The organism is Candidatus Margulisiibacteriota bacterium (genome assembly GCA_028706105.1).
Taxonomy (GTDB): domain Bacteria; phylum Margulisbacteria; class Riflemargulisbacteria; order GWF2-35-9; family DYQY01; genus DYQY01.
In genome coordinates, this window is the sequence record JAQWCF010000019.1 from 1 (window position 1) to 21,473 (window position 21,473).

The following is a 21,473-nucleotide window of genomic DNA, read 5'->3' on the forward strand; positions in this document are numbered from 1 at the left end:
TAAAGTAAATATCAAAGATGAACTATTTTTGAAAACATCACAAAAAGTAAAAGAAACCAATATCAATAACCCAATTAAAATCTTTTTCAGCATATATCTAGTATATCAGGCAAATACTCGCTTAGGCAAAAACATAGTTCGCTTTACTCAATATTTAGTGTAGGGTAAAATACAGGCATGAAAAAATTAATTTTACTTGCATCAATTTTTTTATGTATCCTCTATGCTAACGATGATCCAATTATTATTATCTATAACAACAGCGCTCAGCCCTTAACTAAACCAGTACAAACAGAAACAATTAAATTGCCAAAACCTGCTGTTGTATTTGAAGTAAACCCTAAAATAACTACTGAACAAAAAACAGTTATTCCAATTAATAATCCTGAGGAAGAAGAAGAGGTGGTTGAGGACATTGTCACTCAAACTCATTTCCAAGAAGAAATAATGTTTATGCCAACATCAAAAACAACATATTCCTATGATGAGATGAATTGCAGTTTAGAGTTTCCCAGTTCATGGGAACTTGATACTACCTCTAGCGATTATCGACTGGTGGCCTCTCCCGCTAATGGCGACAAGGTATTTGTTACACTAAAAGCTTACATTGCTTCTGAAACAATAACAGCCAATACGGTATTTCAATATCGAGGTGGTGCAGTTTGGGACAGATGGCACATGCTTGTTTCCAAAGTTTTTAACACTAAAGAATCTTTTTTAGTTGGCGTAAAAGAAAAAATTAGTGCTGTCTACAAAAAACAAGACCTTACGGAAAGATTAACCTTCAAAAACACAATTGCTGCTGATGATATTTATGTTAAAGGCTCTAATTCTATCTACATCGTGACTGCTCAGGCACCCGAAGAAGTTTGGATGAAATATAACCAAACCATAAAAGATATTATGAACAGTTTCTACGTTTCTGAGGTAATTAATGGAAAAAAACTATAACCACGAAAACATAGAAGACAAATGGTATAAACTCTGGGAAGACAACAAATACTTTGCCCCTAAAACAACAGGAAAACCATTTTCTATGGTTATTCCTCCTCCAAATGTTACGGGTGCTCTGCATTTAGGTCATGCGTTAGACAACACTCTACAAGACATTATTGCTAGATATCACAGACTAAAAGGTGACCGCGTTTTGTGGGTTCCGGGCACAGACCACGCTGGAATTGCCACACAAAATGTTGTAGAAAAAGAATTAAAAAAACAAGGCATTCACCGTGAGGAATTAGGAAGAGAAAAATTTATTGAACGAGTCTGGCAATGGAAAGAAGAATACGGAACCAGAATCACCAGCCAGCTCCGCAAACTTGGCGCTTCTTTAGACTGGGACCACGAAAGATTTACTATGGATGAAGGATTAAGCGAAGCCGTTAAAGAAAACTTTGTTAGGCTTTATGATAAAAAACTTCTATACAGAGACACTTATATTGTTAACTGGTGTCCCCGTTGTCACACTGCTATTTCCGATATTGAAGTAGACCACAAAGACGAGCATGGCCATTTGTGGCATATACGCTATCCTCTTGCCGATAACCCAGCCATATTTATCACTGTAGCAACAACTCGCCCAGAAACTATGTTTGGAGACACTGCTGTTGCAGTTAATCCATCTGATGAAAGATACAGCTCTCTTATTGGGCAAGAACTTTTGCTCCCTTTGACAAAAAAAAGAATACCAATAATAGCCGACCACCATGTTGATCAAAACTTTGGGACGGGTGCGGTAAAAGTGACTCCTGCTCACGATCCTAACGACTTCCAAATAGGAATTAGGCACAAATTAGAAAAAATTATTGTGATGGATACAAATGGAGTTATGAATGAAAACTCCCCAAAACCATATCAAAAAATGGATAGATATGTTGCCAGAAAACAAATAATTAAAGACTTAGAATCGCTAGGTTTATTAGAAAAAACCGAAGACCATGACCACGCGGTTGGGCACTGTTATAGATGTGATACTACTATCGAACCTTACCTTTCTAAGCAGTGGTTTATTGATATGAAACAACTAGTGGAGAAACCTATTTCAACCGTAAAAAATAAAGATATTCAGTTCCTTCCCGAAAGATGGGAGAAACTTTACTTTGACTGGATGGAAAACATTAGACCTTGGTGTATTTCTAGACAAATATGGTGGGGACATCGTATTCCTGTTTGGTATTGCCAAGATTGTAACAAAGAGATTGTTTCCAAAATAGAAGTGACTACTTGTAGCTGTGGTAGCAAAAACGTTAAACAAGATGAGGATGTTTTAGACACTTGGTTTTCTTCTGCTCTATGGCCCTTTTCTACGCTTGGTTGGCCAGAACAAACACAAGACCTCAAAGACTTTTATCCCACTAGTGTACTGGTAACTGGTTACGACATAATAACTTTCTGGGTTTCTAGAATGATTACTATGGGGCTTTTCAATATGAGTGATGTGCCTTTTCGCAAAGTTTACATTCACGGACTTGTCAGAGATGCCGAAGGCAGGAAAATGAGTAAATCTCTTGGTAATGTCATTGACCCGCTAATTATTATTCAAGAAAAAGGCGCGGATGTCCTTAGATTTACGCTGGCATCTTTAGTAACTTCCGGCGGACAGGACATTAGGTTGATGGATGACAAATTAGTCTCCAGCCGAAACTTCATCAATAAACTTTGGAACGTTTCTAGATATATTCTTATGCAAGAAGCTGAAACAACTGGTGAGCTTGGAGCGACACTGGCTGATAAATGGATTCTCTCGGCTTTCAAGAAAGTAACTACTGAAACTGATAAATATTATGATAATTTTGAGTTTAATTTTGTTGTAGAAAAACTATATGAGTTTGTTTGGAATGAGTTTTGTGACTGGTACATTGAAATGTCCAAACAGCACAAACAAGCCTCACAACCAACATTAATTTATGTATTAAATGGTATTCTTAAATTATTGCACCCAATCATCCCCTTTATCACAGAGGAAATATGGCAACAACTTAAAGTTCATCCACTCTTTTCTGATTTGGAAAATAAGTCCATCATGCTTTCTGCTTGGCCTGAACCTAAAACATCTTCATTTGATGACTCTGTCTTCGAAGAAGTAAAAATTTTAATAAAAGAAATTCGAAACATCAAAGCAGAAAAAAACATTGCAGGAAATAAAAAGGGAAATTTAATCGTCTGCTCTAATACACCTAAAGTTGCTGAATATGAACCATATATAACTACTTTAGCTGGACTAGAAACAACAACTTTTTCAACAAAGAAAACAGCACCACAAGAGCAACATGCTTACGCTGTTATTTCCGAAAACACAGTAGTCTACCTCCCACTCGCAGGACTAATTGATACTGATAAAGAAAAAGAAAAACTACAAAGAGAAGCTGACAAAATCTCTGCTGTAATTAATGGACTAGAAACTAAACTAAACAACAAAGGCTTCACTGACAATGCTCCTGCAGAAGTTATAGAAAAGCAAAAAAATTCGTTAACAGAAAGTATCGCTAAACTTAAACTTATTGAAACCAAACTATCCGAACTATAAGTGAACATAGAAGATCAGCTCTATGAACTCGCAAAAAACTCTGGCATAAATTATGACCTGACTCATATTGTGAACGCCTTAGAATTATTAGACAATCCACATCTTGGCATCAACTATATTCACATCGCTGGCACAAATGGAAAAGGCACAACTGCAGACTTTATTGCTCAATCGCTTGAGTCCTACAACAAAAAAATAGGAGTCTACACCTCCCCTCATCTATTTTCCTATACCGAGCGTTTTCAAATAAACGGAACTCCGATTAGCATCAGAGATATTGATTCGTATCTGAAAATTATTAAATCTAAAATTACCGCTATCTCTTTAACCGAGTTTGAAATACTAACCCTGATAGCCTTTATGTACTTTAGAGATGAAATGGTTGACTATGTTGTTTTAGAAACTGGACTAGGCGGAAGGCTAGATGCGACAAACGTTGTTTCGCCAATACTAACAGTTATCACAACAATCTCCTTTGATCATCAAGCAATTCTGGGAAATACATTACTAAAAATTGCCGGTGAAAAGCTTGGCATTATGAAGCCGCACATTCCTCTCGTTACTTTTGAACAAAAACCTGAAATTAATCTGCTTTTTGAGAAGAAAGCTCAAGAACTAAATTGCCCAATATTCTTTGTTCAGCCAACAGCTAGCGAATATCTGTCTAACAACAAACTTCTTGCAGACAAGGCATTGTCTCTGCTTGGTTTTCCGTCTATAAAAATTAATACAACAAGACAAATTGGACGAATGCAACAAATATCAAAGAGTCCACTTATTATCGCTGATGCAGCGCACAACATAGAAGGCATAACAAATATAGTTAACTATATAAAAAAGAATAATTTAAAAACAGATATTCTCTTTTCTGTTTCTCAGAAGCCCCGAGAGGATATTCTGTTAATAGTAGAAACACTTGCCTCTGTTGCCAAAACTTTATATATTACAGAATTTGATTTCTATAAGGCAGTTCCTTTGGCTACTCTCCTGGAAATAACTAAAAACATTAGTAACCTTAAAGTTATTCCAAAAAACAAAGCAAAAGACTTTATTGCTGAAACAAAAAATAATCTGATTATCACTGGTTCAATTTATTTCTTAGGAAGTGTGCTGTAACACTCTCCCTAGCCTCCTACTTCGACAAGCTCCGCACAAGTCTCAAGAGGGGGAATAACGAGCAATAATGTCTGACCTTTTAAGGCTCCTAAAAACTACAAACTAAATCATGAACTCAAAAGCTGCTTTTAATGTTTGCGATTTATCAGTTGCTGCTTTGTCTACTTCACCGAATTCAACTACTAGGTTTACTTCTTTGCTTAACATATATTCAACACCAACCGCATATTGAGAAATCAAGGTTGCATTATTGTCGACATTTAAGTTTGATAAGAAAAACCCGTAAACGGTTCCCAATCCAGCTACTTTTGTATCAACTGCTAGATTGACTAACTTTCTTGCTTTTGTGAAAGAAGAAAAATTATTAACTGCAGCAGTTTGAGCATCGTCACTTAAGTCGTAAAATGCTTGCAACTGAAAGTTTACACCCATTAATGATGCAACATAGTCGGCATATAAAGAAACTCCACCCACATCCTCAGATATACTTTTCTGATAAATAACACCCACACTTGAACCCATTTTAGTGTCAACTAAAACTCCAAGCGCACCATTATTTTCTCCAGTTTTTGCTTCATCTAATAAAAATACGTTTTGTGCTAAAAAAACTTTAGTTGGCAAACCCATTACTGGTGTTGATAAAGATACACCCGGTGCCTTCAAACAAGTCGCCGTTAGAAACGGAGTTGTTTGCGGAACACCCATCCCGTAGTTTCCTAGTCCTAACCTTTGGATACCAATTCTCAGTGTTCCTAATTCTATAGGCGTATCAAGATATAAATAGTCTAACACTTGCGATCCGCCCTTATTAGCTTCCATCTTTTCCCATCTAATAATACCCGTTAAAGTTGAATCGCCTGTCTTATAAGATGCCACAGAATATGTTTTTCCTAAGGCAAACTGTTGCGAATCTTTGCTCTTTAAATCAAACCCCCAAGAACCTAAGGTTTGCAACTTTACTTCAGAAGCAAAAGCTCCTACTGAAAATACAACTAACAACGCAATAATAAATTTTTTCATCTTTTCTCTCCTCTCGTTTTTGAATAATTTCTGAACCTAATCTTATTGTACAACCTCACCCCTCTTTTCTTGCAAAGGCTATTTCTAACAATTATACATTATCGGATAGTAAAATTAAAATTCAGCAAATTTATAGCCTACTCCGCGCACTGTTCTGACAAATTCTATTGAAGTAACTTCTTCTATTTTTGACCGAAGCCTTCTTATGTGAACGTCCACTACCCTATTGTCACCATAAAAGTCAGCCCCCCATACTTTATGAAGTAGTTGCTCTCTTGTATACGCTTTTGTTTTATGTGTTGCCAAGGAGAGTAAAAGATCAAACTCTGTTTTTGTTAGACCAAGGTTTTTGCCATCAAAAGAAGCAGCGTGTCTATTCTTGTCTATCACCAATCCGTTAACGGAAATAAGTCCCTCTTCTTCTGAAACAGGTATGTCCTTGTATCTTTTAAGAACAACCTTCACTCTAGCTAATAATTCTCTAACGCTAAAAGGCTTAGAAATGTAATCATCCGCACCTATTTCTAAAGCAAGTACAACATCAAATTCCTCGTTCTTGGCAGAAACCATAATAACGGGGATATTTTTTGTAAAATTATCTCTTTTTAGCTCTCTGCAAACATCTATCCCATCTTTTTTAGGCAACATCCAATCAAGTAAAATAAGGTCGACATGATTATTTTTGGCAACGACTAAAGCTTCTTCGCCATCATAAGCCTCTAAAACCTCATAGCCTGTTCTTTTTAGATTAAACTTTATTAAATCAACAATATCCTGCTCGTCATCTACAACTAGGATGGTTACCTTTTCCATTTAATTACCTCCCACAAATCGATGGTGTAAATGCCTTGCTGTCCAGTTTGAAGCTAAAAATAGAGGGCTTAACATAATTGTATATTATTCCTCATAGTTCTCTAATGGCAAATAAAAATAAAAATCTGAACCTTTTCCTGGGAAACTAGTAACGCCTATGCTTCCCCCATACTTTTCAACAACGTTTTTTACTATCGCAAGTCCTAGTCCGGTTCCACCATCTTTCCTCGAGCGACCCTTATCAATACGATAAAATCTTTCAAAAATTCTTGGTATATGTTCTGCCTCAATCCCTGGACCAGAATCTCGCACAGAAAAAAATAATTGGTTTTCTTTCTTGTGCATTTTTATCCTAATATCACCATCAGGAGAAAATTTCAGTGCATTAGTTATATAATTTGAAAACGCAGAGTAAAGCTCATCAGAATCTGCTAACATGCTAACTTTTTTATAACTAATTACAATGGTTACATTTTTTCTGTTATAAAGGTCATAATCCTTAGTCACCAACTGAAAAACATCTAAAACATTAATCTTTTGCTTTACTGATTGTCGGTTTTCTATTTTTGATAAACTTAGAATATCTGCTACCAATGCAGAAAGCCTCTCTACGTTTCTTTTAATAGCTTCTACGAACTTTTTGTTATGCTCTGGATCATCTATGGCTCCAGCATCTAATGTTTCAATATATCCCAGAATACTCGTCAAGGGAGTTTTAAGTTCATGTGTAACGTTGGTCATAAAGTCTTGCTTATACTTTGAGACAAACTTTATGTCTGAAACTGTTTCTAATACTTTCTGTCTAAGCTGATTAAAGGACCTGACAAGATTAACTATTTCTTTTCTGCCTTCAAAATTAAAACGAGGGAATTCTTCGCTATAAACAAATGAAAAATTATCCATTGCTTCTGATAGCTCTTCTAATGGTTCTATATTTTTTCTACTAATTTTATATAAAACCATAATCAAAACCAAGGCAACGAACAAATGTACGGCCATTAAAGAAATTAACATGTAAGTGACTACACCACTACTTGCTGATAGCAAAGATGTCTGAAGGTTTTGCTTTACTTGAACCTCTTGAGCTTGAACAAGCTCTGCTTTTAAGACATTGTCTCTGTACTTACCTATGCTAGTTTGAAAGATACAACAGCTAACAAAAAAGGATAAAAAAAGTAAAACAAATATACCAATAACATATCTTCTTGCTAAATATTTCATAACATCTACATTATACGATATAATTCAGTAATGTCGGCTATGATAAGATTAATAACTTTAAGTGGAATTTTTGTAATAGGAGCTTTTATGATTGGTTGTGGAACTGTCTCAAATCAAACGCTAAACAGTGTAATTTTGCCTGTAGGTCTTCTGCGCGTAGAAGGAAATACTATCAAGGACTCATTAAACCAAACTATTCATCTAAAAGGTTTTTGCTTAACTAATGGTGTGTATACTAACCTTTCTGTCTCTAGCATAGACCCCAAATTTAAACTTACGGCACCAGAATATCAAGAAATTAAATCATCCGGTGCAAATGTTGTTCGATTCTATTTGCAATATCACTGGTTAGACGACACTGAGGCTTTCTTTGCCTATATGGATGAACAACTCGCGCTTATTGCTGCTACCAACCTAAAAGTAATCTTAAGTTTGCATTATTTTGGAATAAATGAAAGCGGTGGTTTTTATAAAGGTTCTGTGTCCCAACCTGATATTAATGCACTAAAGGAGTTTTGGAAAAAGATATCAAATAAATATATCGCCAATGATGTTATTGCTGGTTATGACTTGCTCAACGAACCCTCTTGCTCAACAACTTTCACAGAAACAACTCTTTATTCACATTACGAAAACATTATCGAAGAACTACGAAACAGTGGTGATGAACATATTATCTTTATCTCTGACCCTGTAAATAAGTTTGATAATTCTAGCGACGGACATTTCTTAGCTGAGGCTTTTAAAAAAGTAACTGATAATAATGTTGTCTACCAGTTTCATTGGTATAAGCCTGTTGAATTCACCCATCAGAGCGTGTGGTATGAAGAATACTTTCATCTAGGAGCTACCTATCCTTATCCTTACTATTTTAATTCTAGTCAAGAGTCTTTAGGTGGTATTTATCAAACCCCTGCTGTCGAATATACTAATAATGCTTTCGTTACTGGTGACACTGGGTGGGTAAATTTATATGAAGATACAATCAATAGACCTAAGCCTGCAACAAATTTTCGAATACTAGTTGCTGCAAATAATGCAAACAATGAAATATGGATTGATAACATTAAACTTTACAAAAGACCAATAAGCTCTCCTGAAAATATTACAGAAATTGATGTACCAAATGGTAGTTTTAAATATGCTGACAAATATACAAACGTCGACCCAAACAACCCGACCACACCTACTATGCCAGCCAATTGGTCAGCATTTTCCTCACAACCCAATACAGGATTAATTATGAACTATAAACAACTCAGCTCATTGAATGGTCAATTATATATTGATGGCAGAAATGCCAGCTACTCTGGTGAATGCTTCATCTCATGGAAATCTATTGGAAAAATTACTGGGTTTTCTTTTACAATAGAGCCTAATTACGAATATAAATTAACTGCACAAATACAAAATAACGGAATAAGTGGCGTGAGTTGCGGGTTTGAATACGACAATGAACAACCTCTTATTTATAACAAACAAAAAATGAACGAATTAATCTCACAACACTACGTTGATTGGGCCAACACTAAAGGAGTTCCTCTTTATTGTGGCGAATGGGGCGTGGCTGACCCTTCTCAAGGGCTTGGAGACAGTTATCCTAATGCTCCCGAACAACAAGTTGCTTGGATAAATGACATGGCAAGTATTCTGCGAACTAAAGGTCTACACTGGACTTATCATGATTATAAAAACTATGACAATTTAGGGTTTGGTGCTTTTGATACCAATGCTAAAAATGAAATTAAACAGGCACTACAACGCGCTTTTCAATAAGGCCTCATTATTATCTTATTGTTACTTTTGCTTGATCAAAAGTAACACAAAAATCAAGAGTGCTCAAAAATTACTGCAAGGACATCTTGCTCAAATTACGCACTCAATTAAAAAAATTATGAATAACTAAAATTTATTTAAAAACTGTTTTTGTAGAGTATGTACTGAAACTATAAACTCTTGTTCTTCGAGGTTTAACTCACTACAAATAAGCTCAATATCTTTAATAAGTTGGTCGGTAAAAGCCTTATTCTTATCCTCGGCTGAATCTTCTATTGTCTTTTGCTGAATAAAAATTTCTGACCTGTCTTCACGATTGAAATCTAAAAATCTTTTAAGTGTTCTATGTGGACAAGTGGCTATATGCGTCGATGCACTCTCTGCCTGATAATATGTTTTATTTCCATCACCTTTTGTTGTGACAAATAAACATTCTCTATCAAACTCTTCTGGAAAGGCTTCTTTGACATATGTTGCAAAAATCATTGGATTAAACTTCTTAGATCCTCGTTGTTCTTCACTTTTATAATTATCAACAACAACCATTTCTTCTGTATCCAGAACATAGAGCCCTCCACCCTCTGATTCATAACCAGAAATTACTAAAATGACACTGATAGGCATGTTCACTAATGTGAGTGCCATATCTTTATAAGTACTTTTACTGTCTAAACTAAAGTCCCATCTTTTTTTAACATATTCAGCTATTTTTTCCTTCAGGTCGATGTCGCTAAATATACCTAATTGTCTAAAAAATCCAACTATCTTTTTCTTGCTACCATTCAAGGCATCAACCAATTCATCTCTGACACCGTTTTCAAAAACAACAGCCTTCTGAACTAAGGTCGCATAATTCATTACATGCGCACCGCTATTATCCAGTGTCCTTAAGGAAACGCAGGCTCCTGAAGACTGAGCCTTTACATGATCATTCATAACTTTAATAAAAGCGGGACCATGTCCTGGGCTAGAGACAACAATATCCTCACCATCAAAGACAAATCCTTTATGATAATCAGACAAAGGAATTGCAGCCTTTGTTGTCTCAATAAAGGTTATCTTCAATCTTTTTTCATCAAGCCCACTTTGCGTATAGATATAGTGGAGCGAATTAGAAAAAGCATCTAGTTGGTTCTTGTCTTTTACAACGTATATCAGTTCACTTCCAAAGCTATCTTCTCTTAAAATTTCAGCGTATATCCTTATAATAGAAGCAGCAAAGAAACTAAGGTAAACAACCTTGTTTTCTCCAACGCACTTATAGACAACATTCATTGCTTTGGGAATAATTCCTGGCTTAAACGTATCAATAACTCTATCCAAATAAGGTTTTAAGCGTTGTAAATCTATCCCTTCATTTGTAAACGAACTCTCAACTTCGCTTTGAGTGCAACCAATATACTGAAACATTGGAGTCATAAAAACTCTCTTCAATGCTTCTAAAGAAAAAAGGTGAGCGATATCTTTGTATCCATGATTATACTTAATCATAAAAATATCTTTCTCATCCAAAAAAGAAAACTCTAATGCCGCCAAAACTTTGACTATTTTTAAAAACCTCGTAGCATCTCCTCCGGCCAAGATCATTTCTTTTCTTTGTATTTTTGTTCTATGGTATAAGCTAAAAGCCACGTCTATTGAAATGAGTTGATTCATCATTACTTCTTCTGCTTTTGCTTTACTGGCAAACGCATAAGAAAACATGCGTTGCTTTCTTATAGAAATTATTCTTCTTTTAACTAAAGATATATCTATGTTTGCATCTTCCATAACTGATAATAAGAACAAATAAGCTCGCTCAGCAAACAAACAAATGTCACCAAGCCTAACAGTTAATTTCTCCCAAATTTTTTCATCATGCTTGTTGGAATTTCTGATAATTTTTTGAAATTCCAAATATATCTCTGTCTGAGAAAAAAGCTCGTCTAAAAAAACAATCATCTTAGGAGAAAATAACGAAATTTGTTCATCATGTTTAATTTCACTGGCAACTGCGATGTTGGAAAAAATTGATTTAGAATATCTTTCGTAGCTATCACTAAGCCAAACTTTTAATTGTTTGCGCAAAACAAGAAACGTTCTGGTTTCGACGTGTTCGTTTCTTTTTTTGTCTGCCTTATTACTGTTTACTGCAGTTTCCACAAGGTTCTCCTGTTAACATTTGTTATAATATCTCGTAACATCCTTGTATATTTCCCAATAATTATATTTACGCAATCTTTTTGATACGTTTTGACCTGCTAGTCTATTTTATTTTTAATAAAATATTCGTACTGTTTATGTTATACTATTTTTTATAAATATGGAATATACGGTCAAAAATTACTACACAAAAAACCTATCTAATTATGATGATTATCGCGCTCTTGGATGGGAAACGCAGGAAGCTCAAACAAAAAGATTTGAAGTTCTTCTAAAAAATGCAGATTTAAAAAATAAAACCTTACTTGATATTGGCTGTGGACTGGGAGACTTGTATGGGTTTCTAAAATCATTCAATATCCCCGTTAGTTATCTTGGCACTGATATTATGAGTGAAATGATAGAAAAAGCTAAACAGAAATATCCTAGAGCACTTTTTATTCATGAAGATATACTAAACAATAATACTGCTATGGAACTTTTTCCAGAAAACTCCTTTGATGTTGTTTTTAGTAGTGGCATCTTTAATCTTAAAACATCCAACTCCAATAGTTTTCTACGAGAATCGTTAATTATTTTTAAGCATCTTGCCCGAACCAAAATAGTGTTTAATCTTTTATCTAATAACTCTCAAAATAAAGAAGACGCTTATTGTTATTACGAGCCGAAGCAAATAGATACAATGCTCAGGCAATTGAAGTTTGATAAAAATAGTATACATTTTATTCAGGATTATTTACCAAACGACTTTACTGTTATAATAGATTTACAATGATTGATTTAACAGACAACTCACTAGCTGAACTTTTTCAAAATATACACGTTGATATATCCGAGTATTGCTTTTCTAACATGTTCTGCTTCCAGCATGACCATAACTTTGAGTATACTACTATTTCTGAGCTACCTTTTGCCTTTGGAGAAAGCACAAACCTACGCTACCTGATGCCTCTATTTAAACCATCAAGCTCCAATATTCAAGAAATCAAAAATGCGATGAAGGCTGGATATGCTCTTTATCCAATTGATGAATCTTGGTTAACAATATTCCAAGCCGACAGTGACTTTGTCATTAATTCTTATGAAAAAGATTTTGATTATGTATACTTACAAGAAAAACTTGAATTGTTGCCTGGACGTAAATTGAGTAAAAAAAGAAATCTTATTGCTCAATTTAACAACTCCTGCCAAGAAATCTCCGTCAAGACTTTTTCTTCTGATGCCCAGAAAGATGCAATAACCATCTTAGATGAGTGGGCTAATGACGCAACTGACAACAAAGACGATACTGACCACGCCGCTTGCTTGCTTGGGATAAACAATTTTGCCTCCTTAAACCTCTCTGGAATAGTTGTATACAGCCAAGGAAGGCCTATTGCTTTTACGCTCGGAGAGCTCTTAAGAGACAATTATATATTGCACTTTGCTAAAGCAAACATTCATTGCAAAGGTGCATATCAATTTTTGTTTAAAGAAACAGCTGCCTTTGTAAGCACAGCAAAATGGATTAATTTTGAGCAAGATTTAGGAAAACCTCAGCTCAAAAAAATGAAAGAATCCTACTACCCTGATAAAATTATTAAAAAATATACTATCTCATTAACTTCCAACCTGTAACTTTTCAAGTTATTATTGAAACATATGTTTAAAAAATACTGGCTTATATTTTTTATCTTTTCATTATTCTTTTTAATCCTAGTTGCAGGATGCGTTTCCTCTTTATCCAAGCGACCAATCTCTTCAAATAGCTTAGGTTTCTATGAAATAGAGCAAGGAATTCCTCAATACAGTCAATCTGTTTATATTCCAAAAAAAGGAATAATCCCACCACCAAATGTCCCCATTATCAGTTCTATTAATATCAGCAACTCAGTTTGTGACTTTCTAGACATTTATCTAAACAACAATAAGGCTTATGCCACCTATTCTGATGCTAAACAGAACTATAAAGTAATGGTAAAAATCTATAATGGTAAGCAATGGGAATATCTTGGCACAAACCCAATTACTGACGACCATGCTTATTGGCCAAACATAGAAATTGTTAATAACAAACCTGTTGTTTTTTATGTTGATAGAAAAAATAATTTTTCGGTTTCTGGAAAAATTTTTAATGAAAGCTGGAATTATATTCCACTAAACGAACTACCCGTTTCACGTGTTGGTGTTTTAAAAACCCATACAAAAAGTGACACATTATTTCTTGCATATTCTGACCTAACCTCTGGGGGAATAATTGCTGCTTCTTGGAAAAACAAAGTCTGGACAATATTACCCGCAATCAACAGATACAACCAACAAATTCTAGATCTAGCCCTTATGACCATAAAAGACGATGTCTACGTAGCCCTTATTGATTCCTCAAATGAATACAAAATTCTAGTATACAAACTAAATAAAGATCAGTGGGACGTTGTTGGTGAGTTTTCTGTGATTGATTATTTGGCTGGTGATCTGTCCTTGTCTTCTGATGGCAACAATCCTTACATTTCATACATTACCTACAAAGACGCTTCATCCTCCTGCAAAGTAAACGTAAAAAGATTTAATGGAAAAGAATGGAAAAATATTGGAAATCCCTACTCTACTCCGGGTAAAGCAAGATTCGCTGAACTACAAATAGTAAACAACCAAGTTTTGCTTGCTTATGCTGACCTGGAAACACAAAAGCCTACTGTGCTTAGGCTAATGAAAGATAACTGGACTGCAATCACTAGGTCAGCAGATTCTAAGGGGAAAACAAGCCAGCTCGTCCACCGTGTATACAAAAACTTTTCTTATGTTGGTTACTTAGATGAAGAAAATAATTACAGCGCTGTAGCCTTGCCGTTGCCCTCAACAGAACTTATTCAAAGCAATTACTAATATTGCTATATCTGACGGTGAAACGCCAGCAATTCTTGCTGCCTGACCAACATTCATTGGTCTTATTTTGGTTAACTTTTCCATGCTTTCTTTTTTAAATCCTTTAACAAGAGCATAATTAAAACTCTCTGGTATTTCTTTATCCGAAAGTTTTTGCTGTCTATCTATTGCCTTCCGCATTCTTTGAATATAATCATCATATTTTACTTGAACCTCAACGACTGCTTTTGCTTCGTCAGATATCTGTAAATCTAAACCCGGACAAATCTCAAATAAAACAGAAAAAGACACGTTCTTCTTTTTTAAAATCCCTGCAAGCGTTTCTTTTTTTGTAATTTTTTCTCCATATCTCTCTAGAATTTCTACATTGTTTTTTCTGGGTGTAACCTCAATCTCATTCAAAACAACAAAGGCGTTCTCTATTTCAATTTTCTTGACTAAAAATTTGCTCATTCTTTCATCACTTATCAAACCAATAGTATAGCCAATCTCTGTTAATCTTAAGTCTGCATTGTCCTGTCTCAAAAGAAGCCTATACTCGGCTCTGGAAGTAAACATCCGATAAGGCTCCTTGATCTCTTTATTAATTAAATCATCAATTAAGGTTCCAATATAGGAAGACTCACGGGACAAAACTAATTCTTTTTTCCCAAGCACACTGTTTGAAGCGTTAATGCCCGCAATAAGACCTTGGGCTGCTGCCTCTTCGTAACCAGAAGTTCCATTGATTTGGCCAGCCAGATACAAGCCCTTAATAGTTTTTGTTTCAAGAGTATATTTCAGCTGATAAGAACAAATGACATCATACTCAATCGCATAAGCTGGTCGCATGATTTCAACATTTTCTAAGGCCGGAATACTTCTTAACAAAGACAATTGAACATCCTGAGGTAAACTTGTAGATAACCCCTGCGTGTATATCTCGATTGTATCGGCTCCTTCTGGCTCTAAAAAAGCTTGATGCTTTTCTTTATCAGCAAATTTGACAATTTTGTCTTCTATACTGGGACAATATCTAGTTCCTATACCATCTATCTTGCCTTGATATAGTGGGGACCTATCTAAATTATCTTGAATAATTTTGTGTGTTTGCTTATTGGTATGCACCAGATAACAAGGATAATGCTTATCTGAAATCTCACTATTAGTAAAAGAAAATCTTTTTTTATAATCATTACCTTCCTGCGGCTCTGTTTTAGAATAATCTATTGTTTTTCCATCTACCCTCGCTGGCGTACCTGTCTTTAATCTAATTGTGTCAAAATAAGTTTTCAAATTCTCTGCTAAGGCGATGGAAGCAAACTCTCCAGCACGTCCTGCTGGCATTGACTTCATCCCGATGTGAATTTTACCGTTTAAGAACGTACCATTACATAAAACAACTTTTTTTCCTTTGTATAAAACATCCATCTCTGTAAGAACGCCAATCACTTCTTCGCCGCTTAAAACTAGCTCACCAACGATTGCTTCTTTGACATCCAGATTAGCCTGCGCTTCTAAGGTTCTTTTCATTTCAGTATGGTACATAAACTTATCACTCTGAGCCCTCAAACTTTGAACTGCTGGCCCCTTGGAAGTATTTAACATCTTAATCTGAAGATATGTTTTATCAGTGTTTATCGCCATCTGTCCGCCGAGAGCATCAATCTCATGAACTAGCTGACTTTTGGCGGGCCCTCCAATGGAAGGATTACAGGACATCCAGGCAATCCTGTCTAAGTTAATAGTAAGGAGTAGCGTTTGTGCCCCAATTCTAGCGGAGGCAAGTGCAGCCTCGCACCCAGCGTGACCAGCACCTACAACAATAACGTCATATTGTTTTTGATAAATAATAATGTCTTCTCTGAGATCAGAAATTTGCATGGTAAAGGTATTATAGATTGAGGTTGTTCATCTAGCAAGTTAAGGGTATTCTTGGCCACAGTATACTGTGTGCGGTTATCTGTCAGCTACAAACCAATCGTTTAGTTATTAATTCATGCTCATAACTAAATCAAGGTCGTATTCACAAAAGTCTAAAGTCACAACCTTTGTGCTGACTCTAACAGCAGAATTAGAGGATATTACCTTATGCATCATGATTTCCATTCTTTCTTCTTCATCCATGATTATCACTCCCTTCCTCTAAATATACCTTTTGTATATCCGTATACTTATTATCGGTATTTTTATTCAAAAACATGCATGCCCTTTCTTGCATATATTGAATTTCGTTTGTAAATGTTATAATTGGACATTATGCCTGGATCACTTATTAAAAAAGGGAACTATTTTTTAAAGCATTGGCTTGAAGAACTAAGAAAAGAGGACAGAGAAGATCTGGCAGAAAAGTTTTTGCCCAAACAATCTGAACAACTTTTAAAAAGCATAGTAGAAGCCAGCCAGAAAATAAGCACAGATATCAATGCAAATGATTTATTGTCCATTTCTGAAGTACTGAAAAGCCTCAACGATTTTCAAGAAAAAAACATTTCTAGTGCAGACATGGTGAAGTATCTAGAGTCTCTGCTCAATACACTAAAAAAATTGTTTCCGCAGGTACAAAACCAAGACCTTATAAAGTTTGAAAAAATGCTTCATAACCTAATTCGTTTTATTCAGTTTCAGTCCGAAAAAGAAGCTTTGATGGAGCAAAAAATTCTATGTTTAACTGATAGCGATAACAACAATATACTAAAAATGGCTGGAGCATCCAACACTATCTCTAAGCTCATTGAAGAAATAGAGCCAGTCTTAAATAATAATGTATCTGTTTTAATCCAAGGAGACACTGGCACTGGAAAAGAACTTATGGCACGAGCTGTATACAAAAACAGTAGCTATAAAAATGGCCCCTTTATTGCGCTTAATTGTGCTGCAATCCCCGAAGACTTAATCGAAAGCGAACTTTTTGGCTACAAAAAAGGGTCGTTTACCGATGCAATTTCTGATAGACCCGGCAAAATAGAGCTTGCCGATAACGGAATCCTTTTCTTGGATGAAGTAAATGAGCTAAGTCCTAAACTACAAGCCAAGTTACTAAGAGTTCTCCAAGAAAAAAGTGTTGTTAGGTTGGGTGACACACAAGAAAGAAAAATAGACTTTAAATTAATTTGTAGCACTAATCAAGACTTGAAATCTCTTGTCGATCAAAAAAAATTCAGAGAAGACCTTTATTACAGAATAAATGTATACACTGTTAATTTGCCCCCGCTTAAAGAAAGGCCGGAGGACATTTGTCCTATTTCTCAGTACTTTCTAAAATTAAGAACAAAGGAATTTCATAAAAACATTCAGGGGTTTAGTGAAGAAGCGCTTAAACTGATGATTGCTTACCCTTGGCCGGGCAATATTAGGGAGCTTGATAACGTTATTACGCGCGCTGTCCTTAAATGTAAACAGAACTATATCTCTTTGAATGACCTCGATATCTATTTGTCTCTAGAGAACCAATCCAACTCCATGGAGCTCAAAGAGATTGAAAAAAATCATATCCTTTTTGTCTTACAACGTAATGGACAAAATATAGCAAAAACAGCAAAAGACCTGGGTATAACGAGAACAACGCTGTATAGCAAAATTAAAGATTACGAACAAAATGGCTAGCCTTAGTAGAGCTCTTCGCTCAAAACCAAAAACAAAGCTTGCCGTATCCCCTGCACTAATCAAAAAAATGGAACTTTTTTCTTGTTCCTATAAAAGCATTCAAGCAATATACTCAAACAACTATCTTCCCTCCAGCCTTACGTATACAGACGAGAAATCTTTGGACGCATTTTTACTGGAACAAATTGAAAATCTTTATCTCTCTGACCTGGACCAAAGCATTTTATCAAGAATGGTAGAACTTTTGGATGAAAATGGTCTATTTTCTAACTGGGCAGAAACTAGAGAAATGATACAACGTGAGTTCAATATATCCAGAAGAAAAGCTTATGACCTGCTTGTTGTTTTTCAAGACTTGGAACCAGAAGGGGTTGGCGCAACTTCAATAAAAAATTTTCTCGAAATACAGACTATCAAACATGATTTTGAAGATGAAGTTTTTAAAGCAAACACACTCAAAATACTCAAATTCGAAAAAGAACTAATTTCCAATAATCTTCAGAGTATTTCTGCCAAAACTGGTCTCAATGCTGAAGAAATCTCTTTATCTCTACTTTTTATAAAAAATAACCTTGAATATACTTTACCGAGACAACAATTTTCTAATAAGAGCAATCCTTCCATAACCCCTAGCGCCTCTGTCGCTACCACCAATAATATTTTTAAACTTGAGATACTAGAAAACTTTGACAATGTTGAAAACAAAGAAGTACTGCAAATTCTTCAAGAAAGAAGAGATAGTCTAAAAAATATACTTACTGTTTTTTTTCGTAAACAAAATCCCAACACTTTCCAACAAAGTGGTTTACTAAAACCTATCACTCAAAAGGATATAGCAGAAATTACAGGACTCACACAATCCACAGTCAGTCGCTTAGTAAACAGTAAATATGTTTTGCTCAATGAAAAAGTATATTTACTTAAAACCCTTTTTCAAAGAAAGGTAAACCATTCTAATTATTCAGCTCTCTTTATAAAAAAATACATTGCTAAACACATCGCAGAAACAGACCTTGCCATCACAAAAGAACTACAAAAAATAGGAGTAAAGTTATCTCGAAGAACTGTTAATTATTATAGAAACAAATTTTTCTAAGGGAAACCCGATAACTGTATTGATATCTCCAGAGACACTTTCTATCATATAATTGAAAACTTCTTCCTCCTGTATACCATAAGCCCCCGCTTTATCCAGTGGCCCAATGGGTGGCAACAACTGTAAATACTTGTGTATTATTTCTTCTGGTATTTTTTGGTATTCTTTGAACTTAACAATTGCCTCGTCTGTAATTATCTTTTTTATATTTTTCTTACTATTAAAATAACAAACAGAAGTTACCACCAATTGCTCTCGACCAAAATGGTATCTAAGCATTTTGTCTGCCTCAACTAAATTTTTTGGTTTCCCTAATATTGTTGCTGTCTCTGGATAAAAAACAATTGTATCCGCAGTTATTATTGTGTCCATTTTTGGTTTTTCGCTGTTTAAAAACTGTTTCATCTTTTTTGCTGCTAAAAAAGAGGGAATCTCCAAAAGATTCAACCCTTCTGATATTTTTTCGTCAAAATCAAAGTCCACAACTTCAACCTCGCGAAAAATTTTACTTAAGATATCTTTCCTCCGTGGTGAACGAGACACAAGCTGGATACTTTCTTGTAACAATAAAAATTTCTCCAACACAAAACTCCAATCTCTTTATATTTAGTCTCATTTATTTTACAATCTATATTGTAGCATCTTAGAAATCATGAAAATAAGGAAGTTTTTTTGGAAAAAGAAAATAATTTTTTATATGAAGTTATCCACGACATAAAAAGTCCGCTTGGAGCTATTATGGGGTTATCAGAAATCTTTCTTAAGCTTCTTTCTGATGACCTTCGACCCAACCAAAAAGATGTTGTTAGCAAAATCCATAAACACGCCAAATTCACCTTACATCTCGTTGAAGACCTGCTGGATCTAGAAAAAATGAATAGAGGGGAATTTACAATCACAAAGACGCCTATAAATATAAGACCTTTTATAGAAAACATTGTTCAATGTCACCAAGTACATGCAGGTCAAAAGAGTATGCTAATTTTCCATAATATACATAAAAATATGATAATTCCTGCTGATGACTTACGGTTACAACAAGTCTTAAACAATTTAATTAACAATGCCATTAAGTTCTCACCCAAGGGCTCTATTGTTAATATTGTAACTGATGACCATCAAGGATATTTCTATATCAAAATAATTGATACTGGGGTAGGCATTTCGCCAGACAAACTACAAAACATCTTTAAACCTTTTGCCAACATCGGAAGCATTCCCACAGCTAACGAAAAAGGTAGCGGAATCGGTTTAAGTATTGTCAAAAAACTTATGGAACTACATGGTGGCAATATTCACGTTGAAAGCGAGAAAGACAAAGGAAGCACCTTTGTAGTACAATTACCCTTAGAATGACTTTAAGTATTTTAGGTTCAGTAGCTTTTGACACACTATACACACCAGAAGGAACAAGAGAAAAAATTCCCGGTGGTTCGGCCTTCTATTCATCCATTGCTGCTAGTTATTTCACAAAACCATACCTTATTAGCAAAGTTGGCGGAGATTATCCTGATGCTTATTTCACAATTCTGCATGATCACAAAATTAACACAGAAAATATCCAGATTGATAAAAACCAAAAAACTTTTCACTGGATTGGCAGTTATTTAAAAAACATTAATGTTGCAGAAACGATTGAAACAAATGTTGGTGTGCTTGCTAATTTTATTCCTGAACTTAATTCTGAGGCTAAGGCAGCCAACATCTGCTTCTGTGCTAACAATGACCCAATTTCTCAACGCCTAGCACTAGAACAAAGCAAGGCAACAATAAAAGCGTTAGACACAATGAATCTTTGGATAAATATCATGAAAAGTGAGCTTGAAAGCACATTAACTCTAATAGACATTCTCTTCATCAATGATACTGAAATTAAAATGTTGACTAACGAATATACTTTAATTGGTGCAGTTAAAAAAATACAAAAACTATACCCCAAAATATCTTATATTGTGTTAAAAAAAGGTGAGTACAGCTCATCTATTTATGGAAAACTAGAAAATGAAATATTTACTTCAGGAGCATTTCCTTTAGAGCTCGTTAAAGACCCTACTGGAGCAGGTGATTCTTTTGCAGGTGGGTTTCTTGGCTATCTAGAAGATAAGGCAATGTCCTGGCAAGCGCTTAAAGAAGCTTTATTATTTGGAACAGCCACAGCATCTTTTACGGTTGAAGAATTTGGACCCGATGCATTATTGAATACATCAAAAACTAAGATAAACCAAAGATATTTGGACTTAAAAAACCAATTGTCCATTTAATTTTGTATCTTTTTTTTATGTATTAGTGTATTCTTGTTTAGTTTTACTGCTT

At 34.9% G+C, this 21,473-nt stretch carries 18 protein-coding genes; 11 read left to right on the forward strand and 7 right to left on the reverse strand.

Features of this window, described 5'->3' with window-relative positions; all coding sequences use genetic code 11:
- Nucleotides 1-177: 177 nt before the first annotated feature.
- The 3 genes from PHF25_03170 to PHF25_03180 are packed head-to-tail and all read left to right on the forward strand — an operon-like array spanning nt 178 to nt 4,642.
- A complete protein-coding gene (locus PHF25_03170; GenBank protein MDD4527021.1) occupies nt 178-951 on the forward strand; it encodes a hypothetical protein in 774 nt (257 codons plus the stop codon).
- Nucleotides 935-3,526: a valine--tRNA ligase gene (locus PHF25_03175; GenBank protein ID MDD4527022.1), complete on the forward strand. Its 2,592-nt coding sequence runs from the start codon at nt 935-937 to the stop codon at nt 3,524-3,526. Before PHF25_03170 ends, PHF25_03175 begins: the two co-directional genes overlap by 17 nt.
- Nucleotides 3,527-4,642, forward strand: coding sequence for a Mur ligase family protein (locus PHF25_03180; protein ID MDD4527023.1), 1,116 nt, complete (start codon nt 3,527-3,529; stop codon nt 4,640-4,642).
- 102 nt (nt 4,643-4,744) lie between these two features.
- Here PHF25_03180 and PHF25_03185 read toward each other — a convergent pair whose 3' ends face one another.
- From PHF25_03185 to PHF25_03195, 3 genes are all read right to left on the reverse strand, one after another.
- On the reverse strand, nt 4,745-5,662 hold the full coding sequence (locus PHF25_03185; GenBank protein ID MDD4527024.1) for a hypothetical protein: 918 nt from the start codon (nt 5,660-5,662) through the stop codon (nt 4,745-4,747).
- A gap of 114 nt (nt 5,663-5,776) precedes the next feature.
- The gene (locus tag PHF25_03190; GenBank protein ID MDD4527025.1) at nt 5,777-6,475 is read right to left on the reverse strand and encodes a response regulator; all 699 of its coding nucleotides are present in this window, start codon (nt 6,473-6,475) and stop codon (nt 5,777-5,779) included.
- Nucleotides 6,476-6,559: 84 nt separating this feature from the next.
- The gene (locus PHF25_03195; protein ID MDD4527026.1) at nt 6,560-7,696 is read right to left on the reverse strand and encodes an ATP-binding protein; all 1,137 of its coding nucleotides are present in this window, start codon (nt 7,694-7,696) and stop codon (nt 6,560-6,562) included.
- A 30-nt stretch (nt 7,697-7,726) separates the two neighbouring features.
- On the opposite strand from PHF25_03195, the gene PHF25_03200 reads away from it, so the two are divergent.
- On the forward strand, nt 7,727-9,472 hold the full coding sequence (locus tag PHF25_03200) for a cellulase family glycosylhydrolase (protein ID MDD4527027.1): 1,746 nt from the start codon (nt 7,727-7,729) through the stop codon (nt 9,470-9,472).
- A gap of 126 nt (nt 9,473-9,598) precedes the next feature.
- On the opposite strand, the gene PHF25_03205 is transcribed toward PHF25_03200, so the two are convergent.
- Nucleotides 9,599-11,614 (reverse strand): hypothetical protein, encoded by a 2,016-nt coding sequence (locus PHF25_03205; protein ID MDD4527028.1) that lies wholly within the window; start codon nt 11,612-11,614, stop codon nt 9,599-9,601.
- Between the two features lie 160 nt (nt 11,615-11,774).
- On the opposite strand from PHF25_03205, the gene PHF25_03210 reads away from it, so the two are divergent.
- The 3 genes from PHF25_03210 to PHF25_03220 are packed head-to-tail and all read left to right on the forward strand — an operon-like array spanning nt 11,775 to nt 14,479.
- Nucleotides 11,775-12,389 carry a class I SAM-dependent methyltransferase gene (locus PHF25_03210; protein ID MDD4527029.1) on the forward strand — a complete coding sequence of 205 codons (615 nt, stop codon included), beginning with the start codon at nt 11,775-11,777 and terminating at the stop codon, nt 12,387-12,389.
- A complete protein-coding gene (locus tag PHF25_03215; GenBank protein ID MDD4527030.1) occupies nt 12,386-13,231 on the forward strand; it encodes a phosphatidylglycerol lysyltransferase domain-containing protein in 846 nt (281 codons plus the stop codon). Before PHF25_03210 ends, PHF25_03215 begins: the two co-directional genes overlap by 4 nt.
- 24 nt (nt 13,232-13,255) lie before the next feature.
- Nucleotides 13,256-14,479, forward strand: a complete 1,224-nt coding sequence (locus PHF25_03220) for a hypothetical protein (protein ID MDD4527031.1) — start codon at nt 13,256-13,258, stop codon at nt 14,477-14,479.
- Here PHF25_03220 and mnmG read toward each other — a convergent pair.
- Complete coding sequence (gene mnmG / locus PHF25_03225; protein MDD4527032.1) at nt 14,450-16,342, reverse strand: tRNA uridine-5-carboxymethylaminomethyl(34) synthesis enzyme MnmG; 1,893 nt, start codon at nt 16,340-16,342, stop codon at nt 14,450-14,452. The genes PHF25_03220 and mnmG overlap by 30 nt on opposite strands.
- Nucleotides 16,343-16,450: 108 nt before the next feature.
- The gene (locus PHF25_03230) at nt 16,451-16,585 is read right to left on the reverse strand and encodes a hypothetical protein (GenBank protein MDD4527033.1); all 135 of its coding nucleotides are present in this window, start codon (nt 16,583-16,585) and stop codon (nt 16,451-16,453) included.
- A 132-nt stretch (nt 16,586-16,717) separates the two neighbouring features.
- Between PHF25_03230 and PHF25_03235 the strand changes: the two genes are divergently transcribed.
- Both PHF25_03235 and PHF25_03240 read left to right on the forward strand, forming a co-directional pair.
- A complete protein-coding gene (locus PHF25_03235) occupies nt 16,718-18,064 on the forward strand; it encodes a sigma-54 dependent transcriptional regulator (protein ID MDD4527034.1) in 1,347 nt (448 codons plus the stop codon).
- Nucleotides 18,057-19,160 (forward strand): hypothetical protein, encoded by a 1,104-nt coding sequence (locus PHF25_03240; protein MDD4527035.1) that lies wholly within the window; start codon nt 18,057-18,059, stop codon nt 19,158-19,160. The genes PHF25_03235 and PHF25_03240 overlap by 8 nt, the downstream gene beginning before the upstream one ends.
- On the opposite strand, the gene PHF25_03245 is transcribed toward PHF25_03240, so the two are convergent.
- Complete coding sequence (locus PHF25_03245; protein ID MDD4527036.1) at nt 19,116-19,742, reverse strand: Maf family protein; 627 nt, start codon at nt 19,740-19,742, stop codon at nt 19,116-19,118. The two genes, PHF25_03240 and PHF25_03245, sit on opposite strands and share 45 nt — an antisense overlap.
- 90 nt (nt 19,743-19,832) lie before the next feature.
- On the opposite strand from PHF25_03245, the gene PHF25_03250 reads away from it, so the two are divergent.
- Entirely contained in the window at nt 19,833-20,516 is a 684-nt protein-coding gene (locus tag PHF25_03250; GenBank protein ID MDD4527037.1) for a HAMP domain-containing sensor histidine kinase, read from the forward strand.
- Nucleotides 20,513-21,421, forward strand: a complete 909-nt coding sequence (locus PHF25_03255) for a PfkB family carbohydrate kinase (protein MDD4527038.1) — start codon at nt 20,513-20,515, stop codon at nt 21,419-21,421. The genes PHF25_03250 and PHF25_03255 overlap by 4 nt, the downstream gene beginning before the upstream one ends.
- Nucleotides 21,422-21,473 lie beyond the last annotated feature (52 nt).